Here is an 18,784-nt window from a genome sequence, read left to right as displayed (position 1 = left end):
CGATGGCAGCTAAGTGGAAAACGTGCCCGAATTTGCCGTGGTGGCGGCCTGTGGAGGAGAAGTGTCTGGCCCTTTCCGGGCGGCCAACGGACGTCCAACGCAGTGCCCGGCCCGCCGGCGTTTCGCCCGGACCGAGACAGGGCTGAACCCGAGGGGCTGCGGTCCGTACTGCGACGACAGCCTCTCGGGTTCAGTTGGTGCGGGTCACCCGCGCGTTCCTAGGGGAGGAAGTATCCCGCGAGGTCGGCGATGAGGTGTGAGGACCCCGATGAACGGTTGAACAACGTCACCTTTCCGTCTGAGCCGACGGGGACCGAGACCAGGTTCGCTACAGTCTGTCGGGCCGAGAAGTTCAGGTTGGACGCGTCCGGACGGGTCGAGCCGGACGGGTAGGCGGTGATGTAGCCGATGGACGGGGGCGCCACGACCGTCAGGTTGAAGACAGCCCCCAGGACGTTCGCGGGGATTCCCGTGGTCCCGGCAATCTGGAAGGACACTGTGGAGTCCGGGCGCACAGCCGCTGCGGGGCGTGTGTCGAGGATCCTGGATGGGCCCGTGGCCTTGAACGCACCGGTGGCCGTCGGCGTGCCGCCGAGGTAGTAGCCGGCAACGTCYGCGATCAGGTGCGAACGTCCGAAGGAACGATTGAGCAGCGTGACTCTTCCGTCTGCACCGATGGGGACCGTGACCAGGTTCGGCACTGTCTGCCCTGCGTTGAAGTTGAGGTTGGACGCGTCCGGACGCTTCGAGCCCGAGGCATAGGCCGTAATGTATCCGATCCTTGTTGGCTCCGTCACGGTGAGGTTGAAGACCACGGCGGAGGCAGTTGTCGGTATGCCGTTGGTGCCCCTAACCAGCAGGGACACCGTGGCATCCCCTGCAAGCGCCGCCGTGGACCGGGTGTCCAGCAGCCGCTTTGGCGCGAGGCTTTGGAAGGCACCCGGCGTCGCCGGCGTCCCCGTGACGTAGTAGCCGGTGACATCGGCGATGAGGTGGGTCGTGCCGGAGGATCTGTTGAACAGCGCCACTTTTCCGTCCGCACCCACCTTGACCGTTACCAGGTTAGGCACGTTTTGGTTGGCACGGAAGTTCACATTGGATGCATCCGGCTTTGTTGTCCCGGAGGGGTAGGCGGTGATGTAACCAATGGATTTAGCCTCAGTGACGGTCAGGTTGAAGACGACCGCCGCGACATTTGCCGGGATCCCATTAGCCCCTGCAACCTGGAAGGAAACGGCTTTATCGGCACCCACCGGCACCGTTTTCCGGGTGTCGAGGAATCGTTGTGGGGCAATCGGGGCAAACGTTCCGGGCAGCTGGGCGGCCGCCTTTCCGGCCTTGATAACGACGTCGTCAATGAAGCTGTCGCCTGCCTGCCGCCGGTGTTCGGCACCGAGTTGCATCTTGGTGACCGCGGTAAAGCCCGTGGCGATCTGCTTGCTGGAATACAGGAGTTTGCCGTCGAAGATCACCTCGACCGTGGAAGAGGCCCCATTTGCGACGACGTGCGTGACGATATGGTGCCAAGTGCCGAGAGGGACATTGACTTTCATCGGGGTGTAGCGGAGGGTTCCGTCGGGCGCCGCGACCCGCAGCCACATTGGGCCGACGCCGCCGTTGGATCGGTAGACGTCTATGAACCGGGTAGTCCCGTTGAAGAAGCGGAAGTACGGGACGTTGTTGCCGGCGACGCCCTCTTTGGTGATGTTGAACCAGCCGTCGGCATAGACCTCGTTGTTTCCGGCAGGAAGTGGTGCGGAAAAATTGGCCACCGACCCGGCATCCGTGGTGACGTGAACATAGGCTGAGCAACGGCCCGAGTGCTGCTGGGCCGAGGAGACAGCGGCCGTTCCTGTCCCGGCGGTGAATGCGGCGGCGAAGCCTGCGGTGGTGAGGCTTCCGGACTCGAAGTTCGTGGCAATCACCGTCTTGCCCGGGTATTGGTTGGTCGGTTGGGGTGCTCCCGGCTGACAGGTCGGTACTGCGGCGGACGCCGGACTGGCACCGACCGCCAAACCGGTCAACACTAGTAGGTTGAGCGCTGCAATCACGCCCACTTTATACAGTCGAATCATTGATCTGCCCCCCTGGCATGGCTCCCAGTTAGTACGAGACCCCGGATACCCCGGGATTCGAGGCGCCAAGGAGGTGCTGTGAGAAGCCGACGCACGAGACCGCTCATACTCCGACGGTGCCTGCCCCAAAGGTATCCCCCAGCAACTTGAATAAACCTTGGGCCCGGGGTGATCCCCGGGCTGCCGGCATCACGCCGGAAGCAGCCCGAGGAGCACGGGCACGACGCCGAGGCAGACGAACGCCGGCAGGGAGCACAGGCCCAGCGGCACCACGAGTTTCACCCCGAGCGCGGCCGCGCGCTGCTCGGCGGCCCTGTTGCGTTCGCGGCGAAGCCGGGCAGCCTGGGCATAGAGGAGCGCTGAGGAGGGGGCGCCGGTAAGCGCAGCGAAGGAAAGAGCGTCGCGCAGGGCCTGAAGTTGGGGCGCCCGGGCACCGGAACTGCGCCATGCCGTGCCCCAGTCCGCACCGATTGCGAGGGCTGACACAACCGGCCGAAGCTGCCGCCCGAGTTCCGGTGGCATGAGGGCGGCCACTAGGTCGAGGGACCGGCCAAGTCCGGCTCCCGTATCCAGCATGGCGCCGATCAGTTCCAGCATCATGGCGGTGTCCCGCAGGCCCTGGAGGCCGTGCCGGCCGGCGTCGTGGACCGTCGGGCGCCGGGCGGCCCCGCCAGCAGACGCCCGAAGCTGGCGCCGGAGCCGCCGGCGGACACGGCCCGGGCGGGCGAGGACGACGGCGGCTGCCCCGGCAAGGCTCGCTGCCATCACGAAACCGGCAAGTTCGGGCCTCACGGCGACGACCGCGGCGTCACGTTGGTGCTTCCGCCGCGGCGCGGACGAGCCTTGCGGACCACAACCGGCCGACGGCGGTCAGCGCCACGCCTGCGGCCAACGCCGCCAGGCCCCAAGGATTTCCCAGCAGTGTGGCTACCGGGTCCACGCCGAGCAACAGGCCGAGGCCCAGGCCCGACAGGGGCAGCCAGGTCAGCAGACGAACGGTTGCGCGGGGCCCCGCCAAGGCCGTCTGCCGAGCCGCCTCGGCGTCGTCCTCCGTTTCAAGGTGGGCGGCAAAGCGCGCCAGGACATCGGCCAGGGGGCAACCGCTGGCTTCAGCGGTGTCAAAACATGCGGCGAGCTCGCCCCACACGCGCACGTCGCGGCGGGCCCGGATGCCGACGGCACCCCCGGTGACCGTGATGACGGCGCCCGCACCGGCAGAAACCGCGGAGACCTCGCGGCGGATGGCCGCGGCCACGGAGGACCCGCGCCGGGCGGCGGCACGCGCGGCTGCGAGGATCCTGCGGGACTCCGGGCCGAGGACCGTTCCGGCGCCGTTTGCGCCGCGGGGCTGGCCGGCGCTGTGAACTGCCGCCTGGGCCGCCGGCCCGTCCCGCGCGGCGTCACCGCCGTAGAGGGCCCACAGTTCATCCCACAGCCGGGCGGGGATGCGCCCTCCCTTCAGCAGCGCGGCCAACTGTTGGACCAGGACTGTCATGGGGACGGCCCCGGCATCGGCGGATCCCCCGCCGCGCCAACGGGTCATGCCCCCGACGGCTCGTCCTGGGCGTGATCCCGGCGACCCGTAGGCCGCGGGAGCTCGCGTGCCCGCGGCGTGCAAGGCCCTGCAGGTACGATGGCCGGCCGCGCGCGGGGTGGGAAAGGCCAACCACACGGCCAGGACCGAAACGACGATGAGGAAGACGGTCATCGCCGCGGCCAGGGCTGGAGGGATTCGCGGCCGGAACCCGGCGTCCGTCCTGCCGGCGGGGCCGCCTGCAGTTCGGAGGGGTCCGCCCCGGCCAACCCGGGATCCAGGCCGAGACGGCGCGCCAGCAGCGGCCAGGCTCCGCCGAAGCGGAGCTCGCGCTGTTGGATCTCCAGTGCGGCGGCGACAACCAGGCCCGAGTCTTGGACCTCCATGATTCCAACGCTCGCCACTTGGCGGCCCGATTCAGTCCGCTCGACGTGCACGACGACGTCGATGGCGCTGGCGACCTGCAGCCGTACAGCGTCCTGGCCCATGCCGGCGAGCGCGCCGAGGGCCGCCAGCCGGGCAGGCACAGCCGCCGCCTCATTCGCGTGGATGGTCCCGCCGCCTCCGGTGTGTCCGGTGTTCATCGCCGAGAGCAGCTCGCGGACCTCGGCGCCGCGGCATTCGCCCACCACCAGCCGGTCCGGCCGCATCCTGAGGGCCTGGCGGACCAGTTCGCCCAAGTCGACGGCACCACCGCCTTCCAGGTTTCCGTGCCGGGATTCCAGCGAGACGACGTGCGGGTGGACGGGATTCAATTCTGCGGCGTCCTCAATCAGGACGAGTCTCTCCCCGGGGTGGCACAATCCCAGCAGCGTCGCCAGTAACGTGGTCTTCCCCGAACCGGTGGCCCCGCTGATGAGGAAGCTCAGCCTGGCCGCCACCATGCGTTCGAGTACTGACTGGACCAGGCTCCCGGGCGTCCCGGCCCCGAACATGCCGGCGCGCTTCAGCTCTGGCATGGAGAAGACCGTGGCCCGGCGGATCCGCACGCTCAGGAGTGTCCCGGCCGTGGAAATGGGCGGCAGCACCGCGTGCACCCGGTAGCCGCCGTCGAGCCGGACATCGACGCATGGCGAACCGTCGTCCAGGCGGCGGCCACCGGCTGCCACCAGCCTCGCGGCAAGGGCGCGGATCTGCGGTTCCCCGGAGAAGACGACCGGCACCTTTTCCAGACCGCTGCCGCGGTCCAACCAGACCGAGTCCGGCCCGTTGACAAAGATGTCTGTCACGGCGGGATCGCGGGTGAGTGGTTGCAGGGGGCCCAGGCCGTTCAATTCCGCGCTGATGCTCTCCACTGCGGCCAGGGCGCCGGCCGTGCCGAGCAACCGCCCGCTCGCCTGGACCGCAGCCGCGACCCTTGAGGGGGTCACCGGGGAGGCATCGGCCATGACGGACTCGCGCACGGACTCCAGCAGCGTCTGGTCGAGAAATCCCTGCGAGCGGCGGCGACCCGGTGCCCGCCGGGCCGGACGTTCCGGTCCGGCCGGTTCTGCGGCCGCGTGGGCACTCATGAGTCGCCTCCGCCGTTCAGCTCAAGGAGTCCGGCCGCGAACCGGCGGACGGCGCGGTGCCGGCCGGTTTCGAGAAGGCGGCCGAGTTCCGTTGCCCCGGCCAGATCCCTGATGTCCGGCATGATGCCCTGAAGGACAAGCCCCACGGAGCCGGCGATCAGCGGCGCATCCAAAGCGGCGCCGCGACTGGCCCGGACCACGAGCGCAGTGTCCACGGGTGGAAGCTCCTGCAGCAGCCAGGCCGTGGCGACGGCGGCCCGCAGCCGGGCGGGCGCCACGACGATGATCCGGTCGCATTCGCCGGCGAACGCCCGCAAAGCTTCCCGTTCCCGGCCGATATCCAGCACCACCAATTCGCAACCGCGGCGGGCGGCGTCAAGAACCGCGGCCACGGTGGTCGCGTCCACCCCGGCGGCTTTGTCACGGGTTCCCGGCCACGATAGGAAGGAGAATCCACCGGCGATCGGCAGCGACTCCTCCAGCTGGGCGGGGTCGATACTGCCGCTCACCCCGGCCAGATCCGGCCAGCGGAGCCCGTGGGTTTCCTCGGCGGCCAGCGCCAGTTCCAGGCCCCCGCCCCGGGGGTCGCCGTCGATCAGCAGCACCCGGATCCCGGCCCCGGCGGCGGCCTGCGCGATCCAGATGGCGGCGGTCGTGGCCCCGGCACCGCCGCAGCCGCCGGTGAGACCCAGCACCAGTCCGCCGGCTTCCGGGGCGCGGGACCGGCTCAGGTATTCCGCCAGCCAGGCGGCCGCGTCCGGCAACACCGCGACGCGTTCGGCCCCGACGGCGGCGGCCAGATGCCATAACCCTTCCCCGTCACCTTCGAGGCCGATCATCACAGCCGGGGGCCTCCGCCGGGGCGGCAACCCGCGGATGTCGCTGCCCACCAGCACGGCGGCCGCGGCGTCCCAGAACGGCGCGGCCTCGGCAACGTCCTGCACCGTCCGCAGCTGGCCCCCGGCTGCTGCGACGATGCGTTCCACCTCGCCGCGCAGCACATCGGCGCCGGTTACGAGCAGGATTTCCGCGGAATCCCCGGGGGTCCAGGGCTCATGCGCCCGCGGCGGCGGTGGCGGTGAGCCTGGACCACGGTGCTGGTGCCTGTTCATGCTGCCACTGTGCCCGGGCCGGGACCGCAGCGGAACCGCCGTCGTGGGCTATGTGGACAACTCCGGCGTCTTTCCTGCACCGCGGCCGGCGACCGAGCACGGACCACGTCCCGGAGCAGGGCAGAATTGACCCTATGTATCTGCTGCTCGCTGCCCACGCCGACGGCGCGGCACTGCAGCACCTCACGGCCGATGGCGCCCCCGAACCCTCCGATCCGGAACCCCGCGTGGTCAGGCCCGGCGCCCTCGCCGGAATTGTGCGCGAACTTGAGGAGCGGCACCCGCGCTGGATCTGGCACCGTACTCAGGACTGGTATCCCGCGTTGCTGCGCGCCGGGGTGGAACTCGAGCGCTGCTACGACCTCACCTTGTGCGGTTCGATCCTGGCCCACTCGGAGTTCACCGCCCACACCGGCTACGCGCAGGCGGCGGAGAAGCTGACCCAGGACGACGAGCTGCACCAGCCACCGCGGGGGCTGCAGCCTCCTGCCCCGCCGCCGGAACAAGGGGCCCTGTTTGATGCCCCGGCCTCCGGCCAGCGTCCCGGCCAATCCCTTGAGGCTCTCCGGGCTGAGTACGCCGCGCAGCAGGAGGCCCTTCGCCAGGCGGGACCTGCGCCCGGAACCGCCTCCGGCACGGTCATCGTCCCTGACGCCGGCCGGCGCCAACGGCTCCAGCTGCTGCTCGCGGCGGAATCCGCCGGAGCCATGATCGCCGCCGAAATGCAGCACACCGGCGTCCCGTGGCGGGAGGAACTCCACGAGCAGATTCTCGCGGAACACCTCGGACCCCGCCCGGCTCCCGGTCAGCGTCCGGCCAAACTCGAATCGCTCACGGCCGAACTAAGGCTGCTGCTGAAGTCGCCCGCGCTGAACCCGGACTCCCCGCAGGAGCTCATGCGCGCCCTGCACCGCAACGGCATCGAAGTGAAAACCACCCGCCAATGGGAGCTGAAAGAATCCAGCCACCCCGTGATCGTGCCGCTGCTGGCCTACAAGAAACTGGCCCGTCTTCACGCGGCCAACGGCTGGGCGTGGCTTGATACCTGGGTGAAGCACGGCAGGTTCCAGCCTGAGTACGTGGTGGGCGGCGTGGTCTCGGGCCGGTGGGCGTCGCGGGGCGGCGGGGCGCTGCAAATCCCGCGCCAGGTCCGCGGCGCGGTCCACGCCGATCCCGGCCACAAACTGATCGTTGCCGACGCCTCGCAACTGGAACCGCGCGTGCTCGTGGCGCTGGCCCAGGATTCCAAAATGGCCGAAGCCGCCCGGGACAAGGACCTCTATGCCGGCATTGCCGCCCAAGGCTTCGGCGGCGACCGGGCGAAGGCGAAGGTGGCCCTCCTTGGGGCCATCTACGGGGCGACCACGGGCGAGTCCGGCCGGCTGATGCCCCAGCTGGCCCGCACCTACCCCCGCGCCGTGGGCTTCGTCGAGCAGGCTGCCCGCGACGGCGAAGCCGGCAGGACCGTGACTTCGCGCCTGGGCCGGAGCAGCCCGCCGCCGTCGGAGCGCTGGCTGCAGAGCCAGCACTCCACGACCGCGGAAGAACAGCGCCGGGCGGACTCGATCGCACGCTCTCGCGGCCGCTTCACCCGAAACTTTGTGGTCCAGGGCTCGGCCGCCGACTGGGCGGCATGCTGGCTCGCGGAACTGCGACGCCGGCTTCGCGCCATACGGGCGGAAGGCGCAGCTGCCGGCGAACTGGTGTTCTTCCTCCACGACGAGGTGATGGTGCACTGCCCCGAAAGTGCGGTCGCAGATTGCATCAAAGCGATCGAAGACTCCGCAAATGCCGCGAAAGAGCTCTTGTTCGGCCGCATTCCGGTGGAATTTCCGGTCAGCGTGGCCGTCGTCGACTCGTACGACAACGCCAAATGAGTGACCGAAGTCACCGCCTGTAACGTACCCGTCGGTAGCGTTGTGTGTGCTCCGTCACCGGGCTACTCTCGGAAAGGCCGGTGATTTCCCGTACGATCCGCCGGCTATTGCAAAGACGCAAGGATATTGGGGAGGCACAGGTTTGGCTGGCATTTTTGAGATCGCGCAAGCTGGCGACAAGGCTTATTTCTTCAGGTTGACGGCGGCGGATGGCACGGTAGTGGCAGTGTCCCCGCTCTTCAGCTCCATCAAGAGCGCAGCGGCGGGCATCAACGCCGTGCGCGAGAACGCCGCGACCGGCCTGGTTGTGGATCATTCCGGCGCTCACAGGCGGGTCGCCTCCAGCAGGTCGGGAGGACGGGCGATGGCTCCTCTGGCGGGCAGCCCGGTGGCTGCCGGCTAGGCGGCAGCAACCCCGTTGCTGCCCGGCCGGCAGGCCGGCGCCGTGCGGGCTTCACACATCAATTCCGTAGAGCCGCGCGCGGTCCCACGGCACGGCCCAGCCCAGCTGTTCAAAAAGCTGGTTCAGGATCATCCCGGTAAAACCCCACACCACGACGCCGTTGACGGTGAAGGCTGGGCTCTGGAATGTCTGGCCGGCCCGGCTGACCGTGGCCATCACCCGATTGTCCGGGTCCAGCAGGTCCCTGACCGGGACCCGGAACACCTGCGCGGATTCACCGTAGTCGACCACCCGGACCGGCGACTGGGCAGCCCACCAGGCCAGGACCGGTGTGACCAGGAAATTGCCCCGGGGCAGGGCCAGTTCAGGCATCACGCCGAGCACGTCCACCCCCGCAGGGTTCAGCCCAGTCTCCTCCTCCGCCTCGCGGAGGGCCGCGCCCACCACGGACTCACCTGGATCGATGCCGCCGCCGGGAAACGCCACCTGCCCGGGATGGTCCTCCAGCGTTTGGGCCCGCTGCAGCAGCAGCACGTCCAAATCGGCCGGAGCCAGCAACTTCTCGGACACTGCGGGGACATTGTCCAGCGCACCAAAGAGCATGAGCACCGCTGCCCTACGGATCCGCTCGCCGGGTTCGACGGCGAGTTCCCGCCAGCGCGGATCCGGGGCCGGCGCCGTGCCCGCCTCCACCGCGGCAACGAGGTCGACGAGGTCCTGGCGCGCGGTCACGGCTGTTTCCTCTGCGAGTCCATCCGGATTTCCGCGGCGCGGTGCGTCTCGGCCAGCAGCCGGGCCAGCAGTTGCTCCTGGCCCGGGGCGAGTTCGTACTTCAGCAGTTTCTTTGCCTTCTCCGGGTCGGTTTCCCCCATGCCGTAGCTGGGGCACCAATTGGCCACCGCGCAGGCCCCGCACGCCGGCTTCCGGGAATGGCAGACGCGGCGGCCGTGAAAGACGACGCGGTGCGAGAGCATGGTCCAGTCCTTCGGCTCGAACAGCTCCGCGACGTCCGACTCGATCCGGACCGGATCATCCGACTCGGTCCAGCTGAAGCGCCGGGCCAGCCGGCCGAAGTGGGTGTCCACCGTGATGCCCGGAATGCCGAAGGCATTGCCCAGCACGACGTTCGCGGTTTTCCGCCCGACGCCGGGCAGCGTCACCAGGTCCGCGAGCCGGCCCGGCACCTCGCCGTCGTACTCGTCCACCAGCCGGGTGCACAGCGCCAGGAGATTTCTGGCCTTGGCACGAAAGAAGCCGGTGGGCTTGATAATGGCCTCCAGCTCGGCCGGATCCGCCTCCGCCATCCGCCGCGCATCCGGGTAGCGCGCGAACAGCAGGGGCGTGATCTGGTTGACCAGCACGTCCGTGGTCTGCGCGGACAGCACGGTGGCTATCACGAGCTCGAACGGCGTGCGGAAGTCCAGCTCCGCGTGGGCGTAGGGGTACTGCTCCGCGAGTTCCCGGTTGATCCGGCGCGCGCGGCGCTTGAGCGCCAGCATTGACTCCCCCGACGCCCGCGGCGCACCCGGCTTGGCGCTCCCCGGGATCGGGGTGCCGGATTCCGGGCTGCCGGATTCCGTGGTCACGGCGGCGGACTAACCGCGTTCGATGTTGCTGAGGTCCCGCAAAAGGCCGAGCCGGCCGTCGGTGTGCTGGACCAGGAACTCGTTGCCGCGGTCCTCCAGGGCAAGGACCCAGCCGCCGGGTTCAATGACGAACGCCGGGGCACCGGTGCGCACATCGATGGCGGTGCGGGGCTGCGCGACGGCGAACCAGAAGGCCTCGTGAACGGGGTGGACATCGTCCTCCGCGGGCCGGCTGGCGGGATCAACGGTTGCGCCGATGGGTTCCTGCGGCCGGGCCTGTTCCTGCGGCCGGACCTGGGGGTTGACTGTAGTGGGGGCGCTGCCGCCGGTGGCGGCCGGCACGCCGGCGGCCTGGGTCTGTTCCGCGGCGGGAGCCGTCTGTGCAGCGGCACCAGCGGCGGCGGCACCGGCGGCGGCGGCAGCAGGGACGCCGGCGGTCCGGGTCTTGTCCGCGGCGGACGGAGCAGACTCCGGAGCCGGGGCCTGCGTCGGGGCCGTCGATGAATCCGTAGATGCCGGGGCAGCCGGGCCGGCGGCTGGCACAACGCCCGAGATCTGGGTCTCCGGTGCACCGGAGACCGCAGCGCTGGGGGCTGCCGCGGACGCCGCACCCACCGAAGATGCCCCGGCAGGGGTCCCGGCAGGTGTGGTTGCCGCCGGCGTGGCAGCCTGGCTGCCGGTTGCCGGGCGCTTGGCCCAGCCCGCGGCCGCGCCGGAATCGGCCTCGCCGGAAGCGACCGGGCGGGACGCAACCGGGCCGGATGCGGCCGCCAGAGAAGCACCCGCCCCGGCTGCGCCCGCACCCGCAGCGTCCTTGGTCAATTTGGATTCCTTCGGCTGCTTCGGTTGCTTCGGCGCCTTCGGTGCCCGGGGCTTTCGCACCGGGACAACAGCTTCGCGGGCAACCACGTGGGCAGGCGCGTCCTCCCGGCCCAGGAAGTCGCCGGCAAAGAACGGGATCCAGCGGCCCAGCACCGTGGCGGCGAAGAGCCCCAAAGCGCCCAGGAGCGCGATAAGCATGCTCGGCACGAACGCCCCGGCGGCGGCGAGGAAAAAGAAGGCCAGCGTGAACGACGCTACAACGGACGCGAACTGGTCGATCGACAGGGATCCGATCCGGATCTTGGTCGACGGGCTGAGGCGGCGGGCCACGAACAACGCGGTGACAATGAGCGGCAGCACGATGCCCAGGCCTAGGAAGAAGAGGCTGCCCAGGTTCCAGAGGTTGTAGGCGAAGGCAAACATCGGAATCAGTGAGGCGATGAAAAGAAGCAGTGTGGCGCCGAAAACGGTGAGGTCACGGATGGTGAACGGGCCGAGGACGGCTTCGTTCTTCTTCCCGGTCTTCTTGTCCACCGTGAAGCGTGGCGCATCCCCGAACCCGGCGGGCCCCGGCTGCGCCGTTCCACCCTGGTTCTGGGCGGGCGCCCGGAGCTGCCCGTTGTCTTGCTCGTTCATTCCGTATCTCCTTAGCATGGCGGCGCCCTGGACAGCGCCGTCTAACGGCAGGCAAGGACAGGACCGCCAGCGGTCCAGTCGCCTCCATCGGATGTCACAACTTCATCTCAGCCTAGCCAAGTGAATGGCCGATCACTAGCTGACAAGCCGAGGGCGGACGCAGCAGAATTCCCCAGATTTCCGAATCCCGGACCCTTGCCCCGGCCCGCCGTCCGGCGCCGGGGACAGACCACTCGGCGCTTAACGAACACCGCTCACGGAGCTGTTTGTGACGGGGCGCACGTTTGGTCGGATCCAAGTATTAGTGTTGATTCCAGACAGCGCTGGCGGCTCTGCCGCCGTCTGCCGCCGCCCGACGTCGCGCAAGCGGCCCGGCGCGACGGTGACGGGCACGGCCGCGCAGCCCGGATCGATGAATGATGAGGTTCACCATGTCCCAGCAGACACCCGGCTCCATSGTCACGCAGATGACCCAGGGCGATGCCTTCGAAAACCTGTCGCAGGAGAACCGCCGTTTCGCGCCGTCCGCCGAGTTCGCCGCGAACGCAGTGGTCACCGCCGCCGATTACGCSGAGGCCGACGCCGACCGTCCCGCGTTCTGGGCGAAGCAGGCCCGGGAGCTGCTGAGCTGGTCCAGGGACTTCACCCAGGCGCTGGACTGGTCCGAYCCGCCGTTCGCGAAGTGGTTCGTCGGCGGCGAGGTCAACGCGGCCTACAACGCCCTGGACCGGCACGTCGAGGCCGGCAACGGGGACCGGGTGGCCATCTACTTCGAGGGCGAGCCCGGCGACACCCGCACCTACACCTACGCGCAGCTGACCGAGGAGGTGAAGAAGGCCGCGAACGCGTTCGAGTCCCTSGGCGTGGCCAAGGGCGACCGGGTGGCCGTGTACCTGCCCATGATTCCCGAGGCCGTCATCACCCTGCTGGCCTGCGCCCGGATCGGCGCGATCCACTCCGTGGTCTTCGGCGGCTTCTCCGCCGAAGCCCTGCGCTCCCGGATCGACGACGCCGAGGCCAAGCTCGTGGTCACGGCCGACGGCACGTACCGCCGCGGCAAGCCCAGCGCGCTGAAGCCGGCCGTCGACGACGCGTTGTCCCACGAGGGTGACGGCACCGGACACACCGTGCGGAACGTCGTGGTGGTCAAGCGCAACGGSSMGGMYGTGGACTGGCACGAGGGCCGGGACCACTGGTGGGCCGACACCGTCGGCGCCGCGTCCGCCGAGCACACCGCCGTCGGGCACGACTCCGAACATCCGCTCTTCATCCTCTACACCTCCGGCACGACGGGCAAGCCCAAGGGCATCCTGCACACSACCGGCGGCTACCTCACCCAGGGCGCCTACACGCACAAGGCGGTCTTTGACCTCCACCCGGAGACCGACGTCTACTGGTGCACCGCCGACGTCGGCTGGATCACCGGGCACTCCTATGTCGCCTATGCCCCGCTGATCAACGGCGCCACCCAGGTCATGTATGAGGGCACCCCGGAYTCCCCGCACCAGGGCCGCTGGTGGGAAATCGTGGAGAAGTACAAGGTCTCMATCCTCTACACCGCCCCCACCGCGATCCGCACCTTCATGAAGTGGGGCAAGGACATCCCGGCCAAGTCCGACCTCTCCTCGATCCGKGTCCTCGGTTCCGTCGGCGAACCCATCAACCCCGAAGCCTGGATGTGGTACCGCGAGGTCATCGGCGGCAACGCCGGCAARAACGGCGAACGCAAGGAGCAGCCCGCGCCGATCGTGGACACCTGGTGGCAGACCGAGACCGGGGCGCAGATGATCGCCCCGCTGCCCGGCGTCACGGCCACCAAGCCCGGCTCGGCCCAGGTCCCGCTGCCGGGCATCGCCGTGGACGTCGTGGACGARSYCGGCGAATCCGTACCCAACGGCCACGGCGGCTTCCTCGTGATCCGCGAACCCTGGCCTGCCATGCTGCGCGGGATCTGGGGCGACCCGGAGCGGTTCAAGGAAACGTACTGGTCCCGCTTCGAGACCATGTACTTCGCCGGCGACGGCGCCAAGAAGGACGAGGACGGCGAYWTCTGGCTGCTGGGCCGCGTSGATGACGTGATGAATATTTCCGGCCACCGCCTCTCCACCGCCGAAATCGARTCCGCCCTCGTCTCCCACCCCGCGGTGGCGGAAGCCGCCGTCGTCGGAGCCGCGGACGAGACCACCGGCCAGGCCGTCGTCGCCTTCGTGATCCTCCGCGCCGACGCCACGGACWCCGGCGACGCGACCGTCCAGGAGCTCCGCAACCATGTGGGGAAGGAAATCGGCCCGATCGCCAAGCCCAAGATCATCCTCGTGGTCCCGGAACTGCCCAAAACCCGGTCCGGCAAAATCATGCGCCGCCTGCTCAAGGACGTCGCCGAAGGCCGCGAAGTTGGCGACGCGACCACCCTGGCAGACAACACGGTCATGACCCAGATCGCCCAGTCACTGAAGAAATGAGTCAGTAGACCGGGCCATCCCCGCGCAAATACGACGGCGGCGCCCCCCCACTTTGGTGGGCGGCGCCGTCGTCGTCGTCAGTGCTAGCGTCCGCTCACGACGGAGGTCTGAACGGGATGTTCCAGGCTCCGTATCACCCTGTTTGTGACGTCGTCGATCCCGCCCAAGCCGTCAACTTGGGCCAGTATGCCGCGCTCGGCATACTTCGCCACCACAGCTTCCGTCTGCCCGTGGTACAGGTCCAGCCGGTGGCGGATCACGGCCTCGTTGTCGTCGCTCCGCCCGGTTTCCTTGGCACGGTGCAGGAGACGGGAGACCAGTTCCTCGTCGTCGGCAGACAACTGCAGGACGACGTCAAGAACCTGGTCTACGGACGCCAGAATGTCGTCCAGCTCGTCAACCTGGCATGTGGTGCGCGGGTAGCCGTCCAGCAGGAAGCCTGACGTGGCGTCTTCCTGCAGCAGTCTGTCCCGCACCATCTTGTTGGTCACGCTGTCCGGGACGAAGTCGCCGTTGTCGATGTACTGCTTTGCTTCCAGCCCCAGCGGCGTTCCGCCTTTGACGTTGGCTCGGAAGATGTCGCCGGTAGAGATCGCAACGACGCCGAGGCGCTCGGATATCCGTTCCGCCTGGGTGCCTTTGCCGGATCCGGGCGGGCCAATAATCAACATTCTCGTCATTTGTGAGTCCTTCGTGGTGCCGTCGTTGAAAGGGTGCGTCAAGGGCCCGCCGCTGTAGCGGCGGCCCCTTGAGCGGCTTTAGAAGAAGCCGAGCTTGTTCTCTGAGTGGCTGACCAGCAGGTTCTTGGTCTGCTGGTAGTGGTCCAGCATCATGGCGTGGTTCTCGCGGCCGATGCCGGAGGACTTGTACCCGCCGAACGCGGCACCGGCGGGGTAGGTGTGGTAGTTGTTGACCCACACTCGGCCGGCCTGGATCTCACGGCCGGCGCGGTAGGCGACGTTGCCGTTGCGGGACCAGACGCCGGCGCCGAGGCCGTAGAGGGTGTCGTTGGCGATACTGATGGCGTCGTTGTAGTCGCTGAACCGCGCCACCGACACGACAGGACCGAAGATTTCCTCCTGGAAAATCCGCATTTTGTTGTTGCCCTCGAAGATGGTCGGCTGGACGTAGAAGCCACCGGCCAGGTCTCCGTCGAGCTGTGCCTGGTTCCCGCCGGCGAGGATCCTGGCGCCCTCCTGGAGCCCGATGTCGATGTAGGAGAGGATCTTCTCCATTTGGCCTACAGACGCCTGGGCACCGATCTGGGTGGTGGTGTCCAGCGGGTTGCCCTGGATGATCTGCTGCGTGCGGGCCACGGCGTCGGCCATGAAGGAATCGTAAATGCCGTCCTGGACCAGGGCGCGCGACGGGCTGCTGCAGACTTCGCCCTGGTTGAAGGCATACAGGGTGAAGCCCTCGAGGGCCTTGTCGTAGAAGGCATCGTTGGTGTCGGCGACGTCGTTGAAGAAGATGTTCGGGCTCTTGCCGCCGAGCTCCAGCGTGACCGGAATCAGGTTCTGGCTGGCGTACTGGCTGATCAGCCGGCCGGTGGAGGTTTCGCCGGTGAAGGCGATCTTGCGGATACGCGGGCTGGAGGCCAGCGGCTTGCCGACCTCCGAGCCGAAGCCGTTGACGATGTTCAGCAGGCCGGCGGGCAGCAGGTCCGCGATGAGCTCGGCCAGCACCAGGATGGAGGCCGGGGTATTAGACGCGGGCTTGAGGACGACGGCATTGCCGGCGGCCAGGGCCGGAGCCATTTTCCAGACCGCCATGAGAATGGGGAAGTTCCAGGGAATGATCTGGCCCACGACGCCGAGCGGCTCGTGGAAGTGGTAGGCCGTGGTGTCGTCGTCGAGCTGGGACAGCCTGCCCTCCTGGGCCCGGACGGCGGAGGCGAAGTAGCGGAAGTGGTCCGCCGCGAGCGGGATGTCCGCGTTGAGGGTTTCGCGGATCGGCTTGCCGTTGTCCCAGGATTCGGCGACGGCGAGCATCTCCAGGTTCGCATCGATGCGGTCGGCGATCTTGTTCAGGACGGCGGCGCGCTCGGTGGCCGAGGCCTTGCCCCAGGAGGGAGCGGCTTTATGGGCGGCATCAAGCGCCAGCTCAACGTCGGCGGCTGCGCCTCGGGCCACCTCAGTGAATTGCTTGCCGTTCACCGGGGAGACGTTCTCGATGTACTGGCCGGTAGTAGGAGCCACCCATTCGCCGCCGATCCAGTTCTCGTAGCGGTCCTTAAACTGGACCTTGGATCCTTCTTGGCCGGGCTGGACATAAACAGTCATGGTTACTCCTCATGGGAAACAGACGTCTTCGTCCTGGCCGCAAGCCTAGAACTTCAAAGGTTGCGGCCACGCTGCAACGGGGCCGTCTGCTGCTCCCTGACCTTCCGCTGAGCGGCCTCTGCCAGCCATCGATATGCTCGCTGTGTCGGCACAAATTGACGCCTGCGCATGCGAGGAGGGACCGTGATCCTGTTTCTGATGGTTGTGAGCGGCCTGGCCTGGACCGTGGTCTACGTCGATGCCATCCGGATCGGCTTCAAGGACCGGAGCTACGCGATCCCGGCCGCCGCGCTGGCCCTGAATTTCGCCTGGGAGGCCATCTACGCCACGCGCTCCATCGCGACCGGAATCACCGCCCAGGGGGTCTTCAATATCGCGTGGGGCCTGGCCGACGTCGTGATTGTGTACACCTTCCTGAAGTTCGGCCGCTCCGAGCTGCCGGCCTGGGTGACGCGGCGGCTGTTTATCGGCTGGGCGCTCCTGCTGGGCGTCACGTCCTTCGCGGTACAGCTGCTGTTCGTCGTCCAGTTCGGCTGGGACGACGCGGCCCGCTACGCGGCGTTCCTGCAGAACCTGCTGATGTCCGGGTTGTTCATCGCCATGTTCGCCGCCCGGGCCGGCACCCGCGGCCAGACCCTGCTGATCGCCGTGGCCAAGTGGGTCGGTACCCTCGCGCCTACGATCGCGCTGGGCTGGTACGGCAACTCGCCCCTGATCCTGGGCGTGGGGGTGCTCTGCAGCGTCTTTGACCTGGTCTACATCGGCCTGCTGTGGCGGGCCCGCCAGCCGGGAGCCGCTAGAGGGTGACGACGATCTTGCCCTTGGCATGGCCCTGTTCGAGCGCGGCGAAGGCTCCCCCAATTTCCGCGAACGGGTAGGTGCGGTCCATGACCGGCTGCACGTGGCCGGCGTCGACGAGGGCCGCCAGGGTGCGCAAATCATCCCCGCTGGGGTGCATGAACAGGTAACGGTAGCTGGCTTTCGCCTTGCGGGCGCGGCGGCGGATGCCCATGCTCATCAGCCAGAACGCGGCGGTGATCATCGGCGGCGAGCCGAGGTCTTTCGTCGCGGTGAGCGGCTCGGGAACGCCGGCAATGGATACCACCCTGCCGCCGGGCCGAAGAATGCGGAAGGAATCCCTGAGGGTCACGCCGCCGACCAGGTCCAGGACCGCGTCGAACCCGCGCAGTACCGCGGAGAAGTCATCCCGGTTGTAGTCGATGACGGCGTCCGCCCCCAGGCGGCGCACGAGCGCCTCGCCGCGGGCCGATGCCGTGGTGGTGACCTGGGCGCCGAGATACTTGGCGAGCTGGATGGCGAGTGTTCCCACCCCGCCGGCGCCGCCGGAGATGAAGAGCCGGGTGCCGCGGCCCACGGCAAGTTCATCGCGGAGGGCCTGCAGCGCAGTGAGCCCGGCCAGCGGCAGTCCTGCGGCCTCGGCGAATCCGAGCGACGCCGGCATGGCGGCCACTAATTCCTGCTGCACGCACACCAGCTCGGCGAAGGCTCCAAGCCTGGCCTTGTCCACCCGGGCGTAGACGCGGTCGCCGATGGAAAAGCGGTTGGGCCCGGGTCCGATTGCGTCGACCGTCCCGGCGAGTTCACAGCCGGCAACGATCGGCAGTCGGACATGGCTGATGGGCCGCAGCGCGCCCCGGCGGAACTTGAAGTCCACCGGGTTCAGCCCGGCCGCGGCGACCTTGATCCGGACGTCGCCCGGGCCTGGCTGGGGATCCGGAACATCCCGGAGTTCCATGGCGTCCGGGCCGCCGTAGCGTGTGAGGACGTAGGCGCGCATGCTCAGTCCCGTGCGGACCCGGTATCGCCGGCCGGAGCATCGCCCGGCGCAGCTTCCGCGTCTGCTGCTGCAGCGTCTGCTGCCGTGTCTGCTGCGGGGACGTCATAGGAGAGGAACTCGTAGTCCGTGTCGTCCGCCTCGTCGAGCATGTCGTCGAGTTCGTTCAACAGCCAGGGATTGATCCGGGCCAGGATTTTCCGGGTTTCCTCGACAGGAACGGCGGCGTAGAGCACCGGGCGGGCATCGTCGTAGCGGGTGACCGGGGGCTTGTCCGGCCACTTTTCGGCCAGCGCCTTGACCCGTTCGGGCAGCGAATTGTGCGCGTTGTCGGCAATCTTCACGAGCGTGGCGTCGTGGTCCTCGGCGATGTACCGGATGCCGGCCTGGTAGTCGTCCGGGTTCTCATGCAGGCGCTTCGTGACCCGTTCGATGATGTCCGCGGCACGCTCGGAGACCCCCATGTCCAGCAGCGCCTGCCGCGTCATCGGGGTGTCCTCGGCGATGTCGTGGAGGTACCCGGCGATCCGGATGTCGTCGTCGAAGTCCGCCAGGGCGTCCCCGACGGCGAGCACATGCTCCCGGTATGGCCGCTTGAGCTTGTCCTTCTGGCGGTTGTGGGCCACCTCGGCCAGGACCTTGGCTGTCTCGACAGTGAAGCGGGGCTGGGGGTGTGCGGGCTCGGTCAT

16 protein-coding genes are annotated in these 18,784 nt (G+C 68.5%); 4 read left to right on the top strand and 12 right to left on the bottom strand.

Annotated elements, in window-relative coordinates; genetic code table 11:
* Positions 1 to 218 precede the first annotated feature (218 nt).
* The 5 genes from AC1D1W_RS05365 to ssd form a co-directional block, all read right to left on the bottom strand.
* Complete coding sequence (locus AC1D1W_RS05365; protein WP_243182141.1) at positions 219 to 1,925, bottom strand: hypothetical protein; 1,707 nt, start codon at positions 1,923 to 1,925, stop codon at positions 219 to 221.
* Between the two features lie 339 nt (positions 1,926 to 2,264).
* Entirely contained in the window at positions 2,265 to 2,840 is a 576-nt protein-coding gene (locus AC1D1W_RS05360; RefSeq protein ID WP_476943137.1) for a type II secretion system F family protein, read from the bottom strand.
* 43 nt (positions 2,841 to 2,883) lie between these two features.
* On the bottom strand, positions 2,884 to 3,618 hold the full coding sequence (locus tag AC1D1W_RS05355; RefSeq protein WP_043437054.1) for a hypothetical protein: 735 nt from the start codon (positions 3,616 to 3,618) through the stop codon (positions 2,884 to 2,886).
* Positions 3,619 to 3,779: 161 nt separating this feature from the next.
* Positions 3,780 to 5,120 (bottom strand): TadA family conjugal transfer-associated ATPase, encoded by a 1,341-nt coding sequence (locus AC1D1W_RS05350; protein WP_476943136.1) that lies wholly within the window; start codon positions 5,118 to 5,120, stop codon positions 3,780 to 3,782.
* Positions 5,117 to 6,232 carry a septum site-determining protein Ssd gene (gene ssd, locus AC1D1W_RS05345; protein WP_243182268.1) on the bottom strand — a complete coding sequence of 372 codons (1,116 nt, stop codon included), beginning with the start codon at positions 6,230 to 6,232 and terminating at the stop codon, positions 5,117 to 5,119. The genes AC1D1W_RS05350 and ssd overlap by 4 nt, the downstream gene beginning before the upstream one ends.
* A 134-nt stretch (positions 6,233 to 6,366) precedes the next feature.
* Between ssd and AC1D1W_RS05340 the strand changes: the two genes are divergently transcribed.
* Together AC1D1W_RS05340 and AC1D1W_RS05335 are read left to right on the top strand one after the other, a co-directional pair.
* Positions 6,367 to 8,109: a bifunctional 3'-5' exonuclease/DNA polymerase gene (locus AC1D1W_RS05340; RefSeq protein ID WP_476943135.1), complete on the top strand. Its 1,743-nt coding sequence runs from the start codon at positions 6,367 to 6,369 to the stop codon at positions 8,107 to 8,109.
* A gap of 46 nt (positions 8,110 to 8,155) precedes the next feature.
* A complete protein-coding gene (locus tag AC1D1W_RS05335; RefSeq protein ID WP_476943134.1) occupies positions 8,156 to 8,512 on the top strand; it encodes a YegP family protein in 357 nt (118 codons plus the stop codon).
* Positions 8,513 to 8,563: 51 nt separating this feature from the next.
* Here the strand turns inward: AC1D1W_RS05335 and AC1D1W_RS05330 are convergent, their stop codons facing one another.
* The 3 genes from AC1D1W_RS05330 to AC1D1W_RS05320 all read right to left on the bottom strand — a co-directional run bounded on the left by AC1D1W_RS05330 (position 8,564) and on the right by AC1D1W_RS05320 (position 11,556).
* Positions 8,564 to 9,244: an NUDIX hydrolase gene (locus AC1D1W_RS05330; RefSeq protein WP_028278263.1), complete on the bottom strand. Its 681-nt coding sequence runs from the start codon at positions 9,242 to 9,244 to the stop codon at positions 8,564 to 8,566.
* Positions 9,241 to 10,011 (bottom strand): endonuclease III, encoded by a 771-nt coding sequence (nth, locus tag AC1D1W_RS05325; RefSeq protein ID WP_476943144.1) that lies wholly within the window; start codon positions 10,009 to 10,011, stop codon positions 9,241 to 9,243. Before nth ends, AC1D1W_RS05330 begins: the two co-directional genes overlap by 4 nt.
* Before the next feature lie 96 nt (positions 10,012 to 10,107).
* A complete protein-coding gene (locus tag AC1D1W_RS05320; protein ID WP_476943133.1) occupies positions 10,108 to 11,556 on the bottom strand; it encodes a hypothetical protein in 1,449 nt (482 codons plus the stop codon).
* Between the two features lie 431 nt (positions 11,557 to 11,987).
* Here AC1D1W_RS05320 and acs point away from each other — a divergent pair, with 431 nt between their 5' ends.
* Positions 11,988 to 14,018 carry an acetate--CoA ligase gene (acs, locus tag AC1D1W_RS05315; protein WP_476943132.1) on the top strand — a complete coding sequence of 677 codons (2,031 nt, stop codon included), beginning with the start codon at positions 11,988 to 11,990 and terminating at the stop codon, positions 14,016 to 14,018.
* Between the two features lie 83 nt (positions 14,019 to 14,101).
* On the opposite strand, the gene AC1D1W_RS05310 is transcribed toward acs, so the two are convergent.
* On the bottom strand, positions 14,102 to 14,689 hold the full coding sequence (locus AC1D1W_RS05310; RefSeq protein WP_476943143.1) for an adenylate kinase: 588 nt from the start codon (positions 14,687 to 14,689) through the stop codon (positions 14,102 to 14,104).
* Positions 14,690 to 14,776: 87 nt separating this feature from the next.
* Positions 14,777 to 16,300 (bottom strand): acetaldehyde dehydrogenase ExaC, encoded by a 1,524-nt coding sequence (gene exaC / locus AC1D1W_RS05305; protein WP_476943131.1) that lies wholly within the window; start codon positions 16,298 to 16,300, stop codon positions 14,777 to 14,779.
* Positions 16,301 to 16,483: 183 nt separating this feature from the next.
* On the opposite strand from exaC, the gene AC1D1W_RS05300 reads away from it, so the two are divergent.
* Positions 16,484 to 17,107, top strand: coding sequence for a transmembrane-type terpene cyclase (locus AC1D1W_RS05300; RefSeq protein WP_476943130.1), 624 nt, complete (start codon positions 16,484 to 16,486; stop codon positions 17,105 to 17,107).
* On the opposite strand, the gene AC1D1W_RS05295 is transcribed toward AC1D1W_RS05300, so the two are convergent.
* Both AC1D1W_RS05295 and AC1D1W_RS05290 read right to left on the bottom strand, forming a co-directional pair.
* A complete protein-coding gene (locus AC1D1W_RS05295) occupies positions 17,097 to 18,098 on the bottom strand; it encodes an NADP-dependent oxidoreductase (protein ID WP_476943129.1) in 1,002 nt (333 codons plus the stop codon). The genes AC1D1W_RS05300 and AC1D1W_RS05295 overlap by 11 nt on opposite strands.
* 2 nt (positions 18,099 to 18,100) lie before the next feature.
* Complete coding sequence (locus tag AC1D1W_RS05290; RefSeq protein ID WP_243178052.1) at positions 18,101 to 18,784, bottom strand: HD domain-containing protein; 684 nt, start codon at positions 18,782 to 18,784, stop codon at positions 18,101 to 18,103.

The sequence above is a fragment of the Arthrobacter sp. P1_B4 genome, assembly GCF_056406555.1.
This window is presented reverse-complemented; position numbering and strand designations above follow the sequence as displayed.

Coding starts and splice junctions, on each gene's coding strand:
- AC1D1W_RS05360 (WP_476943137.1), bottom strand. CDS start 2,840: ATGGCAGCGAGCCTTGCCGGGGCAGCCGCCGTCGTCCTCGCCCGCCCG.
- AC1D1W_RS05355 (WP_043437054.1), bottom strand. CDS start 3,618: ATGACCCGTTGGCGCGGCGGGGGATCCGCCGATGCCGGGGCCGTCCCC.
- AC1D1W_RS05350 (WP_476943136.1), bottom strand. CDS start 5,120: ATGAGTGCCCACGCGGCCGCAGAACCGGCCGGACCGGAACGTCCGGCC.
- ssd (WP_243182268.1), bottom strand. CDS start 6,232: ATGAACAGGCACCAGCACCGTGGTCCAGGCTCACCGCCACCGCCGCCG.
- AC1D1W_RS05340 (WP_476943135.1), top strand. CDS start 6,367: ATGTATCTGCTGCTCGCTGCCCACGCCGACGGCGCGGCACTGCAGCAC.
- nth (WP_476943144.1), bottom strand. CDS start 10,011: ATGCTGGCGCTCAAGCGCCGCGCGCGCCGGATCAACCGGGAACTCGCG.
- AC1D1W_RS05320 (WP_476943133.1), bottom strand. CDS start 11,556: ATGAACGAGCAAGACAACGGGCAGCTCCGGGCGCCCGCCCAGAACCAG.
- AC1D1W_RS05310 (WP_476943143.1), bottom strand. CDS start 14,689: ATGTTGATTATTGGCCCGCCCGGATCCGGCAAAGGCACCCAGGCGGAA.
- exaC (WP_476943131.1), bottom strand. CDS start 16,300: ATGACTGTTTATGTCCAGCCCGGCCAAGAAGGATCCAAGGTCCAGTTT.
- AC1D1W_RS05295 (WP_476943129.1), bottom strand. CDS start 18,098: ATGCGCGCCTACGTCCTCACACGCTACGGCGGCCCGGACGCCATGGAA.
- AC1D1W_RS05290 (WP_243178052.1), bottom strand. CDS start 18,784: ATGACCGAGCCCGCACACCCCCAGCCCCGCTTCACTGTCGAGACAGCC.